This is a genomic window from Rathayibacter sp. AY1A2, assembly GCF_002930935.1.
GTDB lineage: Bacteria > Actinomycetota > Actinomycetes > Actinomycetales > Microbacteriaceae > Rathayibacter.
On sequence record NZ_PSTP01000003.1, the window covers coordinates 202,160 to 214,791 of the forward strand.

Consider the following 12,632-nt stretch of genomic DNA (forward strand, 5'->3'; position numbering starts at 1 on the left):
TCCCGCTGAGGAGCGCCGACAATTTCGATGCAAGGAGAGCGCTTCGGCAATTGGCTCACCGGCAAGTGTGGGGAGTGGCCGAGATCGATCCGACGCCGATTGTATTCGGACGCGATCGGAAGCAGTCTGCCGTCATCGATGCTATTGCACGGCACGCTGAACAGTACGGTTCCAGCCGCAGTTCGGTCTTGCCTCGGTGCCCTTACATGCACCTCGCACTGAGTAGGTCAAATTGGGAAGATCATGACCGGGATTCGCCCCTGTCGGTAGCACACGTCAGACCGCCGGGATGTCGGCGAAGCGCGAGAAGTGGCCGTGGAAGCCCACGGTGACCGTGCGGGTCGGGCCGTTGCGGTGCTTGGCGACGATGAGGTCGGCCTCGCCCGCGCGCGGGTTGTCCTTCTCGTAGGCGCTCTCGCGGTGCAGGAGGATCACCATGTCGGCGTCCTGCTCGATCGAGCCGGACTCGCGGAGGTCCGAGATCGCGGGGAGCTTGTCGGCGCGCTGCTCGGGGCCTCGGTTCAGCTGCGAGAGCGCGATGACCGGCACCTGCAGCTCCTTCGCGAGGAGCTTGAGGGCACGCGAGAACTCCGAGACCTCCTGCTGGCGGCTCTCGACCTTCTTGCCGGAGGTCATCAGCTGCAGGTAGTCGATGACGACCATCTTGAGCCCGACCCGCTGCTTGAGCCGGCGGCACTTCGCCCGGATCTCGACGAGGGTCATGTTGGGCGAGTCGTCGATGTAGAGCGGCGCGTCGTTGATCCGGCCGCGGGTGGAGGCGATGGTCGTCCAGTCGCGCTGGTCGACCGTGCCCTTGCGCATGTGCTGCAGCGGCACGGACGCCTCGGCCGAGAGGAGGCGCATCGCGATCTCGCTGCGCCCCATCTCGAGGGAGAAGAAGATCGTGGCCATGTTGTGCTTGATCGCGGCGGCGCGGGCGAAATCGAGCGCCAGCGTCGACTTTCCGAGCGCGGGGCGCGCGGCGACGATGATCATCTGCCCGGCGTGGAAGCCGTTGGTCAGGTCGTCGAGGTCGGCGAAGCCGGTGGGGACGCCGGTGAAGCTGCCGTCCTTGTGAGCGGCCGCCTCGATCTCGTCGATCGCGACGGTCACCGCGTCGGTCAGCGGGACGTAGTCCTCCGCCGTCTCGGAGCCGGTGACGTTGTAGATCTCGGCCTGCGCCGTGTTGACCAGGTCGAGCACCTCGCCCTCGCCCTGGTAGCCCATCTGCGCGATGCGGGTGCCCGCCTCGACGAGGCGGCGCAGCAGAGCGCGCTCGGCGACGATGGAGGCGTAGTAGCCGGCGTTGGCCGCGGTGGGGACCATCGAGGTGAGCGTGTGCAGGTAGTCGGCGCCGCCGGCCCGCTGCAGCTCGCCCTGCTTCGTGAGCTCGTCGGTGACCGCGATGACGTCGGTCGGCTCGCCGTGCGAGTAGAGGGCGAGGATCGCGTCGAAGACGATCTCGTGCTTGGGGATGTAGAAGTCGGTGCCCTTGACGCTCTCGACGACGTCGGCGACCGCGTCCTTCGAGAGCAGCATGCCGCCCAGCGCCGACTGCTCGGCGAGGAGGTCGTGCGGAGGGGTCCGCTCGTTCCCGCGCGACTCGCCGCGGTCTCCGCGACCGTCCCGTCCGTCCGAGCCGGGTACCGCCAGGTGCGCGATCGTCATGCCTTCGCCTCCTCCTGTCGGGTGCTGCGCGTCCGGTCGCGCGGTGCCGGGATCCGGTCTACCAGCGACCTCCGACAGCGGCGCACGGGCGCCTGCCCGCACCCCTCGCGGGGCGCTGCGCCACCCTACGGACCGCCGCCCGCGGCACGCAAACCGCCCTGTGGAGAGAGCTGTGCAGAACCGCGGGGAAACGCCGGGCCCACTGTGGGCAACATGTGGACAACCCTGTGGGATCAGCGGCTCTCAGTAAGTTTTTTCCGGCTCCTGACCAGGCATTTCCTGCTTTCCACAGGTGTGTGGGGAAAAGAGTCTCAAGACCACAGTGAAGGTTGGTCCCGCTGGAGGGTGTATGTGGATGGAGCTGTGGAGAACGGGAACGACGAAGGGCGGTGCGAGGGGACTCGGAAGTCCCGTCGCACCGCCCTCCGCGGCGTTCTCGCGGCCTTACTTGGCCGCGACCACCTGCAGCTTCACAGTGGCCTGGATGTCGTCACGCAGACGCACCACGGCCTCGTGCTCGCCGACGTGCTTGATCGCGTTCGAGATGACGATCTTGCGCTTGTCGAGCTCGCCGAATCCGGCCGCCGCCACCGCGTTCGCGATGTCGGAGGTCTTCACCGAGCCGAACAGGCGGCCGTCCTTGCCGGCCTTGACCGTCAGCTTCACGCGGTTGGCCTCGAGGACCTGCTTGGTGTGCTGGGCCTCTTCGATGGTCTTGTGCTCACGAGCGGCTCGCGCCGACTTGATCTGCTCGACCTGCTTCTCGCCACCGCGGGTCCACGCGACGCCGAAGCCCTGCGGGATGAGGTAGTTGCGGGCGAACCCGTTCTTCACGTCGACGACGTCGCCGGCCGAGCCGAGTCCGTCGACCTCGTGGGTCAGGATGACCTTGGACATACCGTTACCTACCTTCCGCTGCCGGCGTAGGGCAGGAGCGCCATCTCGCGGGCGTTCTTGACGGCACGGGCGATGAGGCGCTGCTCCTGAACGGAGACGCCGGTGATACGACGGGCGCGGATCTTCCCGCGCTCCGAGATGAACTTGCGGAGGGTCGCGACGTCCTTGTAGTCGATGACACCCACGCGGACCGACTTCGCGGGGGCCGCGTTCTTCGCGCCCTTGCCGCGGATCGGCTTGCGGCGGTCGCCGCTGCTCTTTCCAGCCATAGTGGTTTCCTTAGATTCTGGTTCGCCCCTGCCCCGCCGCGAGCGATCGCGGTGCGGGGGAGGCGTGATTCAGGTGAGGAGAGCGTCCGAGCCGAGGCTCAGAACGGCGTCTCGTCGTTGTAGCTGCCCGGCGTGCTCCACACGTCGCCACCGGCGGGAGCGCTCGGCGCCCACGGCTCCTCGGCCTGACCGCCACGGTTGCCGCCGGCGTTGCCGGAGCCCCCCTGACCGCCGCCGCCGAAGCCGCCCTGGCCGCCGCCGATCTGACCGCCGTTGCCCTGGCCGCCACCGGCCTGGCCGCGTCCGCCTCCACCGGAGGCGCGCGTGACCTGCGCGGTCGCGTAGCGCAGCGAGGGCCCGATCTCGTCGATCTCGAGCTCGATGCTGGTGCGCTTCTCGCCTTCCTTCGTCTCGTAGGAGCGCTGCTTCAGGCGGCCGGTCGCGATGACGCGGCTGCCCTTGGTCAGCGTTCCTGCGACGTTCTCGGCGAACTCGCGCCAGACGGAGGCGCGGAGGAACAGCGCTTCGCCGTCCTTCCAGTCGTTCGCCTGACGGTCGAAGGTGCGCGGCGTGGAGGCGATGGTGAAGTTCGCGACCGCGAGCCCGCCCTGCGTGTAGCGCAGCTCGGGGTCGGCGGTGAGGTTCCCCACCACGGTGATGATCGTCTCGCCGGCCATGAGCGCTACGCCTTGGGAGCGGCCGAGGCCTTGGCAGCCTTGCGGGCGGCCTTCTCGTCGGCGAGCTTCGCGGCGGCCGCGACCTGGGCGATGCCCTCTTCGGCCCGCAGCACCTTGGTGCGCATGACGGCCTCGGACAGCTTCAGCTGACGGTCGAGCTCGTTCGCTGCGGCGGAGGTCGACGTGAAGTCGACGACGGCGTAGATGCCCTCGGACTTCTTGTTGATCTCGTACGCCAGACGACGGCGGCCCCAGACGTCGACCTTGTCGATGGATCCACCATCGGTGCGGATGACGTTGAGGAACTTGTCGAGACTCGGAGCGACGGTGCGCTCATCGATCTCGGGGTCCAGGATGACCATGATCTCGTACTGATGCGTCACTAACCCACCTCCTTCGGACTGAACGGCCACGGTATTTCCGTGACAGGAGGGTATGTAGCATCTGCCCACTCCCGCGGACGCGAGTGCGTCTGGTCGTGGACAACCTGTACAGACTACAACAGGACCGCCGCGACGCGCCGGACGGATCCGCTCGAGGCGCACCACCCCGGGTGCAGGGCGGGGCGGGCACGCGGCCCGGCTCAGCGCCTCAGCGAGACGCCCACCACTCGCGGAGCCGCTGCGTCGCGACCTCCTCGCCGAGCGGCCCCTCCTCGAGCCGCAGCTCCAGCAGGAACCGGTACGCCTGTCCGACCTCGGGGCCCGGGGCGAGGCCGAGGATCTCCATGATCCGCGTGCCGTCGAGGTCGGGGCGCTTGGAGGCGAGCTCCTCCTTCTCGGCGAGCTCCGCGATGCGCGCCTCGAGGTCGTCGTAGGCGTGCGCGAGCCGGTCGGCCTTGCGGCGGTTGCGCGTGGTCACGTCGGCGCGGGTGAGGATGTGCAGCCGCTCGAGCAGGGGCCCGGCGTCGGTCACGTAGCGGCGCACCGCGGAGTCGGTCCACGCGCCGTCCGTGTACCCGAAGAAGCGCAGGTGCAGCTCGATGAGGCGGGCCACGTCCTTCGTCGTCTGGTTGTCGAACTTGAGCGCGCGCAACCGCTTGATCGCGAGCTTGGAGCCGACCAGGTCGTGGTGGTGGAAGCTCACCGCTCCGCCCGGCTCGAGCCGCCGCGTGGCCGGCTTCCCGATGTCGTGCAGGAGGGCGGCGAGCCGCAGCACCACGTCGGGCGCGGCTCCGGGGTGCCGCGACTCCTCCAGCGCGATCGCCTGCTCCAGCACGGTGAGGCTGTGGGTGTAGACGTCCTTGTGGTGGTGGTGCTCGTCCTGCTCCAGGCGCAGCGCGGGCAGCTCCGGGAGGAAGCGACCGGCCAGACCGGTGTCGACGAGCAGCTCCAGGCCGGCACGGGGCGAGGCGGTCGCGAGGAGCTTCCGCAGCTCCTCCTGCACGCGCTCCGCCGAGACGTCGTCGATCCGGCCGGCGAGCTCGGCCATCGCCCACTCGACCTCGTCGGTGGTGCGGAATCCGAGCTGCGAGGTGAAGCGCGCGCCGCGGAGCATCCGGAGCGGATCGTCGCCGAAGGAGAGGTCGGCGGGGGAGGGGGTGCGCAGCCGGCCGGCGAGCAGGTCCTCCACTCCTCCCGAGGGATCGACGAGGACGACCTCCGGGAGCCGCAGCGCCATCGCGTTGACCGTGAAGTCGCGCCGCACCAGGTCGCCCTCGAGCGAGTCGCCGAACTCGACCTCGGGCTTGCGGCTCACCCCGTCGTAGCTGTCGCTGCGGTAGGTCGTGATCTCGACCGTCTCGCCGGCCACGCGAGCGCCGATCGTGCCGAAGGCCCGGCCGATGTCCCAGTGCGCCTCGGCGATCGGAGCGACGATCCGCACGATGTCGTCGGGGCGTGCGGAGGTGCTGAAGTCGAGGTCGTGCACGCCGTGGCCGAGGAAGGCGTCGCGGACCGGGCCGCCGACCAGCGCGAGCTCGTGGCCCTGGGCTGCGAACGCCTCCGCCAGCCGCGCCACCGTGGGCGTCCCCGCGAGCGCGCGGAGGGTCTCGAGAGCGGTCTGGACGCTGTGCATTCGCACGATCCTAGTGGCGGGGGGTGTCCCGGCAGCGGGTGACCGTGCCAGGGGGTTACGCGGGGGAACCGCCTGCACAGCGGACGCACCGCCTGCCCCGAGGAGGGCTGCCCGTAGAATCACCCGCATGGAGGCCGAGTGAGTCCGATGCATCGGCGCGACCCCTCCCTCCGCTCCCGCCGCTCGCGGGCGGCCCTCCTCCTGCTCCGCTCGGCAGGTGCTGCCGCCCTCGCGCTCGGCCTGACCGGCGTGGCCTCCCCCGCCCTCGCGGCCCCGGTCACCGCCGCGACGGCGACCTCGACGCCCGCTCCCGGCACCGTCACCACGACCGCCGGGGCCGGCAGTGACGGCGTCCTGCGGCCCGGCCAGGACCTCGAGCTCTCGATCGCCGTGCGCAACGGCACCACCGAGGCGATCGACAGCGCCGACGTGACGGTCGCCCTCTCTTACGCCACCCTCGACACCCGCGCGGAGCTGCACGACTGGCTCGACGCCGAGGCCGACAACGACACCGACCCGGTCCGTGCGACCGCCCAGCTGCGCCTGCTGCCCTCCAGCACCGCCGAGGCCGGCCTCACCGTGCCGGTCGACCAGATCCCCTTCTCCAACGACCGGACCGCGCTCGGCACCCACGCCGTCCTCGTCACGGTCACCGGTCCGGGTGGTGTCGTCTCGACCGCTCGCACCGCCGTCGAGCTGACCGACGACGCGGTGGCCCCGGAGCGCGAGACCGGCGTCAGCGTCCTCGTCCCGCTCACCGTCCCGGACACGGCCGACGGCCTGCTCTCGGCCGAGGCCCTCGCCGACTACACCGACGGCACGGGGACCCTCACCCGGCAGCTCGACGCGGTCGCGGGGAAGGGCGTCACGATCGGGGTCGACCCGCGCATCCTCGCTTCGATCCGCATTCTCGGCAGCGCCGCTCCGGAGTCCGCCCTCGGCTGGCTCGACCGGCTGCAGTCCGTGCCGAACGAGCGCTTCGCCCTGCCGTACGCCGACGCCGACGTCTCGGCCCAGGCGCAGGCCGGGCTCTCCGCGCTCCTCTCTCCCACCTCCTTCGAGTACGCGATCGACGACACCCGCTTCGCCGCGGTCCCCGGCACCGCCAGCCCGGCGCCCACGGTCGCCGTCGACTCCGACCAGCCGGCCGAGGACCTGCCGGCGCGTCCGAGCACCGAGTCGCTGCTCGCCTCCGACTGGAGCACCTCCCTCGGCAGCGTCGCCTGGCCCGACGAGGGCACCCTCCGCGGGTCGGACCTCGACGTCTACGCGGCCAGCGGCGTGAACCGCACGGTCGTCCCCTCCTCCGGTCTCCTGCTGCCGGAGGAGGTGACCACGACCTCGCGCGCCACCGTCGGCGACTCGGACCTGGTCGTGGCCGACTCGCGCCTCACCGAGGCGTTCGATGCGGCCACCACCGCCACCGACGACACCGAGTGGCGCGCCCGCATGTCCGAGATCGCCACCGATCTCGCCGAGGTGCAGGAGGAGGGGACCGCGCCGGACGTCGTGCTCACCCTCGGCCGCGGCTCGGCGATCGGCGCCGCGCGCCTCTCCGAGACCCTCGACGCGATCGAGTCGCTGCCCTGGGCCCGCGGAGTCGCCCTCTCCACCGCCCTCGCCGTCCCCGCGACCGAGGGCGCGAGCGTCGTCGACTCGCCGGAGTCGGAGTCGCGGCTCGACCGGGTGCGCGACCTGCTCGACGCCGGCTCCGAGGTCGAGGCGTTCTCCTCCGTGCTGCAGGAGCCGGAGCTGCTGTCGGGCAAGAGCCGCAACGACGTGCTGGCGCTGCTCTCGGTCACCTGGCGCGGAGACGGCAGCGGCTGGGGCGACGCCGTCGGCGCGGCCATGACCGAGGCCGAACGGACGCTCTCGCTGGTGTCGATCGACGCGACCGGCAGCATCCTGCAGGTCTCCCGCGACTCGAGCATCCCCGTGTACGTCCGCAACGAGCTCCCCTGGCCGATCGCCGTCCGCATCCAGGCCTCGACCTCGAACGCCGTCCTCGACATCGACGAGGAGGCGATCGAGACCACCGAGATCGACGCCCGCTCGCAGGGCCGCGTCCTCATCCCCGTGAAGGCCCGGGTCGGCAACGGCGAGACGAGCCTCGGCCTGCAGCTGACCTCGGCGCAGGGCGTCCCCATCGGCACCCCCACGGGCATGACGACCAGCGTCCGCGCCGACTGGGAGACCGTCGGCACCCTGGTCATCGGGATCGCGCTCGTCGTCGTCTTCGGAGCCGGCATCCTCCGCAACATCCGCCGTCGCCGTCGAGGCGACACCCCTGAGGACGAGGAGGACCCGAACGCCGTGCTCGAGGTCCAGCCCGATCTCGACGACCAGCGATCGGACCCGCGTGGCTAGCTTCTCCCTCGGACGCGCGAGCGCCGTCCTCGCCTCCGGCACGATGGTCTCGCGGATCCTCGGCTTCATCATGTCGATCGTCATGGCGAACACGATCGGAGCCGCGGTCGCGCCGGGCGCGGACGCCTTCACGACGGCGAACCTGCTCCCCAACACGATCTACTCGATCATCGCGGGCGGCGCTCTGAACGCCGTCCTCGTCCCGCAGATCGTGCGGGCGGGCCTCGACGCCGACGGCGGCCGCGGCTACATCAACCGCCTGCTGACCCTGGCGCTCGGCCTGCTCCTGGTGACCACGATCGCCGCCACGGTCCTCGCTCCCCTGCTCGTGCGCCTCTACGCGCCCGGCTACGGACCGGAGCAGTACCAGCTGGCCGTCGCCTTCGCGTTCTGGTGCCTGCCGCAGGTCTTCTTCTACGGCCTGTTCACGATCCTCGGCGAGGTGCTCAACGCCCGCGGCTCGTTCGGCCCCTTCACCTGGGCGCCCGTGCTGAACAACGTCGTGGTGATCGCCGGGCTCGTCGCCTTCATGGTGCTGTTCGGCGCCGATCCGGAGGGGAACCGTCCGGTCGACTCGTGGTCCCCGGCGATGGTCACCCTCCTCGGCGGGAGCGCGACGCTGGGCATCGTCGTCCAGTCGCTGTTCCTGATGCTCTTCTGGCGGAGGGTCGGCCTCAGCTACCGCCCCGACTTCCGCTTCCGGGGCGTCGGCCTCGGCACGGCCGGGCGGATGTCGCTGTGGTCGTTCGCCACGGTGCTGCTGACCATCGTCGCCGGCATCGTCGAGAGCCAGGTCTCCTCCACCGCGTCCGGCGAGGGGCCCTCGGCCGCGGCGCTGCAGAAGGCGTGGCTGATCTTCATGCTGCCCCACTCGGTCATCGCGATCTCGATCGCCATGGCGTACTTCACCAAGATGAGCGGCCACACCGCGCGGGGGGAGATGAAGGAGTTCCGCTCGGACGTCTCCACTTCGCTCCGCCTGGTGCTGATGATGCTCGTCTTCGCCGCCGCCGCGATCGTCGTGGTCGCGGTGCCGTTCGGCTCCGTCTTCACCGACTCGTTCGCGGACGCGCAGGCCATCGGAGCGATCGCCATGGCCTACGTGATCGCCCTGCCGCTGTTCTCCTCGATCGCCATCATGCAGCGCGCGTTCTACGCCCTGAGCGACGGAGCGCGGCCGTTCCTGTTCACCCTGGTGCAGGTCGTCGTGGCGGTCGCCGGGTACCTGATCGTGCTCCGGCTCCCCGCTGACCGCACCGCTGTCGGCATCGCCGCTGCGACCTCGCTCGGCATCTGCGTGCAGGCCCTCGTGGCGGCCCTCCTCCTGCGCCGCCGGCTCGGCGGCCGCGGAGGCAGGCGGATCCTCGTCAGGCTCGCGCAGTTCGTCCTCGCCGCGGTGCCCTCCGCCGCCGCCGGCTACGGCGTCCTGGTCGCCCTCGGCGGCACGCGCGCGGGCGGTTTCGCCGTCTCGAACTACGTGGAGCCGCTGCTCTCGATGGCCGCGACCGGCACCGTGATGGCGCTCGTCTACTTCGCGGTCCTCTGGTTCCTCCGGGTGCCGGAGCTGCGCGCCGTCCTCGCTCCGGTGCTCCGCCGACTCGGCCGCTGATGCTGCTCCGGTAAAAGCCCGGTCAGAGTGCATTTCCTGGGCTGCTGCATCGAGCGGCGCGTGGCACGACCGGCACTCCCGGGCCCGCGGAATAGTGCCCGCCTAGGATGTGTTGTAGCCCACGGAGCCGCGGAACGATTCGAGCGACCGGCTCCGGGTGCTCGGCTCCCGCCCCACCCGTCACCGCTCGTACAGACCCCGAGGAGTTGCCGTGCGCGACATCGTCATCATCGGATCCGGCCCCGCCGGCTGGACCGCCGCCATCTACGCGGCGCGCGCCGAGCTGCACCCGGTGGTCGTGGCCTCGTCGGTCGAGATCGGCGGCGACCTGATGAACACGACGGACGTCGAGAACTTCCCCGGCTTCCCCGACGGCGTCCTCGGCCCCGAGCTGATGACCTCGATGCAGGCGCAGGCCGAGAAGTTCGGCGCCGAGACCTTCTACGACGACGTCACCTCCCTCGATCTCGAGGGTGAGATCAAGACCGTCCACCTCGGCTCCGGCGAGAGCATCGAGGCGAAGACCGTCGTCGTCGCGACCGGATCCGCCTACCGCAAGCTGGGCCTCCACGATGAGGACCGCCTGTCGGGACACGGTGTCTCGTGGTGTGCCACCTGCGACGGCTTCTTCTTCAAGGGGAAGACCATCGCCGTCGTCGGCGGAGGCGACTCCGCCATGGAGGAGGCGACCTTCCTCACCAAGCACGCCGCGAAGGTCTACGTGATCCACCGCAAAGACTCTCTCCGCGCCTCGAAGGTCATGCAGAAGCGCGCCTTCGACAACGAGAGGATCGAGTTCATCTGGAACGCCGAGGTCACCGGCATCACCGGCGAGAACCACGTGGACGGCGTGAAGCTGCGCGACACGGTCGACGGCACCGAGTCCCACCTCGACCTCGACGGCCTGTTCATCGCGATCGGCAACGACCCGCGCACGCACGTCGTTCACGGCAAGCTCGACCTCACCACCGAGGGCACCATCTCGGTGGTCGGCCGCTCCTCCCAGACCTCCGTTCCCGGCGTCTTCGCCGCCGGCGACGTGATCGACCCGACCTACCGTCAGGCCGTCACCGCCGCGGCATCCGGAACGGTCGCCGCCCTCGACGCGGAGCACTACCTCGCTTCGCTCGCCGATGGCACCGCCCACACCGAAGGCTCACCCCGGGCCGAGCTCATCACCCGCTGACCGTCCGGTCATCGCACATCGGAGCCGGCAGCCCGCCGACTCGTGAAGGAGAGAACACCATGTCCACCGCGAAGAGCGTCACCGACGCATCGTTCCAGTCCGACGTCCTCGACTCCGAGAAGACCGTCCTGGTCGACTTCTGGGCCGAGTGGTGCGGCCCCTGCCGCATGGTCGCACCGATCCTCGACCAGATCTCGGCCGAGCACGGCGACAAGATCGAGATCGTCAAGCTGAACGTCGACGAGAACCCGCAGACCGCCGCGAAGTACCAGATCACGTCGATCCCGGCGATGAAGGTCTACCAGAAGGGCGAGGTCGTGAAGACCGTCATCGGCGCCAAGCCGAAGCCGGCCCTCGAGGCCGACCTGGCCGCGTTCCTCTGAGTTCGCACTCCTGACCGCCCTCTGCGGTCTCCGAGAGCCCCTGTCACGTCGTGACGGGGGCTCTCCTCGTTCCCGAGGCTGTTTCACGTGAAACAGCCCCGCCGGGGCGCAGGCCACGATCCCTGCGGTGGCGACCGACCGCCCCGCCGCAGCACAGGACCGGCCGGTACTGTGGATCCACCCGGCTCCGGCCGGAGAGACCCTGTCCACCGAGCGAAGCGGAACCATCGTGACCAACCGCGGCACCAACCTCGACCCCTGGTACAACTCCTATGCGGAGCGCACGGCCGGTCTGGCCGCCAGCGAGGTCCGAGCCCTGTTCGCCGTCGCGTCACGCCCCGAAGTGGTCTCGCTCGCCGGCGGCATGCCGTTCGTGTCCGCGCTCCCCCAGGACCTGGTGACCGGCGCCATCGACACCGTGATGCGGGAGCAGGGACCCGTCGCGCTGCAGTACGGGTCGGGCCAGGGCGTCCCCGTCCTGCGCGAGCAGATCCTCGACGTCATGGCCCTCGAGGGCATCTCCGCCAGTGCGGACGACATCGTGGTCACCACGGGCTCTCAGCACGCCCTGGAGCTCGTCTCGAAGCTGTTCCTGGACCCGGGGGACGTCGTCCTCTCCGAGGGCCCCAGCTACGTCACGGCGATGGTCATCTTCCGGTCGTACCAGGCCGAGGTCGAGCACGTCCCGATGGACGAGCACGGGCTCATCCCCGCCGCCCTCCGCGAGCACATCGCCCGCGTGCGCGCCGCCGGCAAGACGATCAAGTTCCTGTACACGATCCCCACCTTCCACAACCCCGCGGGCGTGACCCTCAGTTGGGAGCGCCGCGTCGAGATCCTCGAGATCTGCAAGTCCGAGGGAATCCTCGTGCTCGAGGACAACCCGTACGGCCTCCTCTACTTCGAGGACGTCCCGCCGAAGGCGATGCGCTCGCTGGAGGAGGACGGAGTGATCTATCTCGGCACGTTCTCGAAGACGCTCGCTCCCGGCTTCCGAGTGGGCTGGGCTCTCGCTCCGCATGCGATCCGCGAGCGGCTGATCCTCGCCAACGAGGCGGCCGTCCTCAGTCCGTCGTCCTTCAGCCAGCTGGTCATCTCGAAGTACCTCGAGACAGCCGACTGGCGCGGACAGATCGACACCTTCCGTGGCGTCTACCGCGAGCGGAAGGAGGCGATGCTGAAGGGCCTGCAGACCCATCTGCCCGGCCTCAGCTGGACGAACCCGAACGGCGGCTTCTACGTCTGGGTCACGCTGCCCGAGGAGCTCGACTCCAAGGCGATGCTGCCGCGCGCAGTGAAGGAGCTCGTCGCGTACACGCCGGGTACCGCGTTCTACGGCAACGGAGACGGACGTCAGAACATCCGCCTCTCGTTCTGCTACCCGACGCCGGAGCGCATCGGTGACGGCATCCGCCGCCTCGCCACGGTCATCAACGGGGAGCTCGATCTGCTGTCGACCTTCGCGGGCACGGGCCGGCTGAGCAGCGCCGACGCGAGCAAGCGCGACGCCGTCCTGCCGCCGAACGTCTCCTGACACCGCTCCTTCGATAAGAAAGCCCT

Annotated in this window: 11 protein-coding genes; 5 read left to right on the top strand and 6 right to left on the bottom strand. The window is 70.0% G+C overall.

The window, feature by feature from the left end; genetic code table 11:
- Window positions 1-276 precede the first annotated feature (276 nt).
- The 6 genes from dnaB to C5B93_RS05010 all read right to left on the bottom strand — a co-directional run bounded on the left by dnaB (window position 277) and on the right by C5B93_RS05010 (window position 5,527).
- Window positions 277-1,668 carry a replicative DNA helicase gene (gene dnaB, locus C5B93_RS04985; RefSeq protein ID WP_104225797.1) on the bottom strand — a complete coding sequence of 464 codons (1,392 nt, stop codon included), beginning with the start codon at window positions 1,666-1,668 and terminating at the stop codon, window positions 277-279.
- Between the two features lie 444 nt (window positions 1,669-2,112).
- Window positions 2,113-2,565, bottom strand: a complete 453-nt coding sequence (rplI, locus tag C5B93_RS04990; protein ID WP_104222692.1) for a 50S ribosomal protein L9 — start codon at window positions 2,563-2,565, stop codon at window positions 2,113-2,115.
- Window positions 2,566-2,573: 8 nt separating this feature from the next.
- Entirely contained in the window at window positions 2,574-2,834 is a 261-nt protein-coding gene (gene rpsR, locus C5B93_RS04995) for a 30S ribosomal protein S18 (RefSeq protein WP_055784551.1), read from the bottom strand.
- A 98-nt stretch (window positions 2,835-2,932) separates the two neighbouring features.
- Window positions 2,933-3,511 carry a single-stranded DNA-binding protein gene (locus C5B93_RS05000; RefSeq protein WP_104222691.1) on the bottom strand — a complete coding sequence of 193 codons (579 nt, stop codon included), beginning with the start codon at window positions 3,509-3,511 and terminating at the stop codon, window positions 2,933-2,935.
- A 5-nt stretch (window positions 3,512-3,516) separates the two neighbouring features.
- On the bottom strand, window positions 3,517-3,894 hold the full coding sequence (rpsF, locus tag C5B93_RS05005; RefSeq protein WP_068207796.1) for a 30S ribosomal protein S6: 378 nt from the start codon (window positions 3,892-3,894) through the stop codon (window positions 3,517-3,519).
- 208 nt (window positions 3,895-4,102) lie between these two features.
- Window positions 4,103-5,527, bottom strand: a complete 1,425-nt coding sequence (locus tag C5B93_RS05010) for a CCA tRNA nucleotidyltransferase (protein WP_104291942.1) — start codon at window positions 5,525-5,527, stop codon at window positions 4,103-4,105.
- A 147-nt stretch (window positions 5,528-5,674) separates the two neighbouring features.
- On the opposite strand from C5B93_RS05010, the gene C5B93_RS05015 reads away from it, so the two are divergent.
- From C5B93_RS05015 to C5B93_RS05035, 5 genes are all read left to right on the top strand, one after another.
- On the top strand, window positions 5,675-7,894 hold the full coding sequence (locus C5B93_RS05015; RefSeq protein ID WP_104291943.1) for a DUF6049 family protein: 2,220 nt from the start codon (window positions 5,675-5,677) through the stop codon (window positions 7,892-7,894).
- A complete protein-coding gene (murJ, locus tag C5B93_RS05020) occupies window positions 7,887-9,503 on the top strand; it encodes a murein biosynthesis integral membrane protein MurJ (protein ID WP_258068136.1) in 1,617 nt (538 codons plus the stop codon). Before C5B93_RS05015 ends, murJ begins: the two co-directional genes overlap by 8 nt.
- A 211-nt stretch (window positions 9,504-9,714) precedes the next feature.
- Window positions 9,715-10,689, top strand: a complete 975-nt coding sequence (gene trxB / locus C5B93_RS05025) for a thioredoxin-disulfide reductase (RefSeq protein WP_104291944.1) — start codon at window positions 9,715-9,717, stop codon at window positions 10,687-10,689.
- A 59-nt stretch (window positions 10,690-10,748) separates the two neighbouring features.
- Window positions 10,749-11,072 (top strand): thioredoxin, encoded by a 324-nt coding sequence (gene trxA / locus C5B93_RS05030; protein WP_104222687.1) that lies wholly within the window; start codon window positions 10,749-10,751, stop codon window positions 11,070-11,072.
- 202 nt (window positions 11,073-11,274) lie between these two features.
- On the top strand, window positions 11,275-12,606 hold the full coding sequence (locus C5B93_RS05035; RefSeq protein ID WP_374952920.1) for a PLP-dependent aminotransferase family protein: 1,332 nt from the start codon (window positions 11,275-11,277) through the stop codon (window positions 12,604-12,606).
- Window positions 12,607-12,632: the final 26 nt, after the last annotated feature.

Excerpts from the sequence above, each read along its gene's own strand:
- rpsR (WP_055784551.1), bottom strand. The coding sequence starts at position 2,834 with ATGGCTGGAAAGAGCAGCGGCGACCGCCGCAAGCCGATCCGCGGCAAG.
- C5B93_RS05010 (WP_104291942.1), bottom strand. The coding sequence starts at position 5,527 with ATGCACAGCGTCCAGACCGCTCTCGAGACCCTCCGCGCGCTCGCGGGG.
- trxA (WP_104222687.1), top strand. The coding sequence starts at position 10,749 with ATGTCCACCGCGAAGAGCGTCACCGACGCATCGTTCCAGTCCGACGTC.
- dnaB (WP_104225797.1), bottom strand. The coding sequence starts at position 1,668 with ATGACGATCGCGCACCTGGCGGTACCCGGCTCGGACGGACGGGACGGT.
- C5B93_RS05000 (WP_104222691.1), bottom strand. The coding sequence starts at position 3,511 with ATGGCCGGCGAGACGATCATCACCGTGGTGGGGAACCTCACCGCCGAC.
- rplI (WP_104222692.1), bottom strand. The coding sequence starts at position 2,565 with ATGTCCAAGGTCATCCTGACCCACGAGGTCGACGGACTCGGCTCGGCC.
- C5B93_RS05015 (WP_104291943.1), top strand. The coding sequence starts at position 5,675 with ATGCATCGGCGCGACCCCTCCCTCCGCTCCCGCCGCTCGCGGGCGGCC.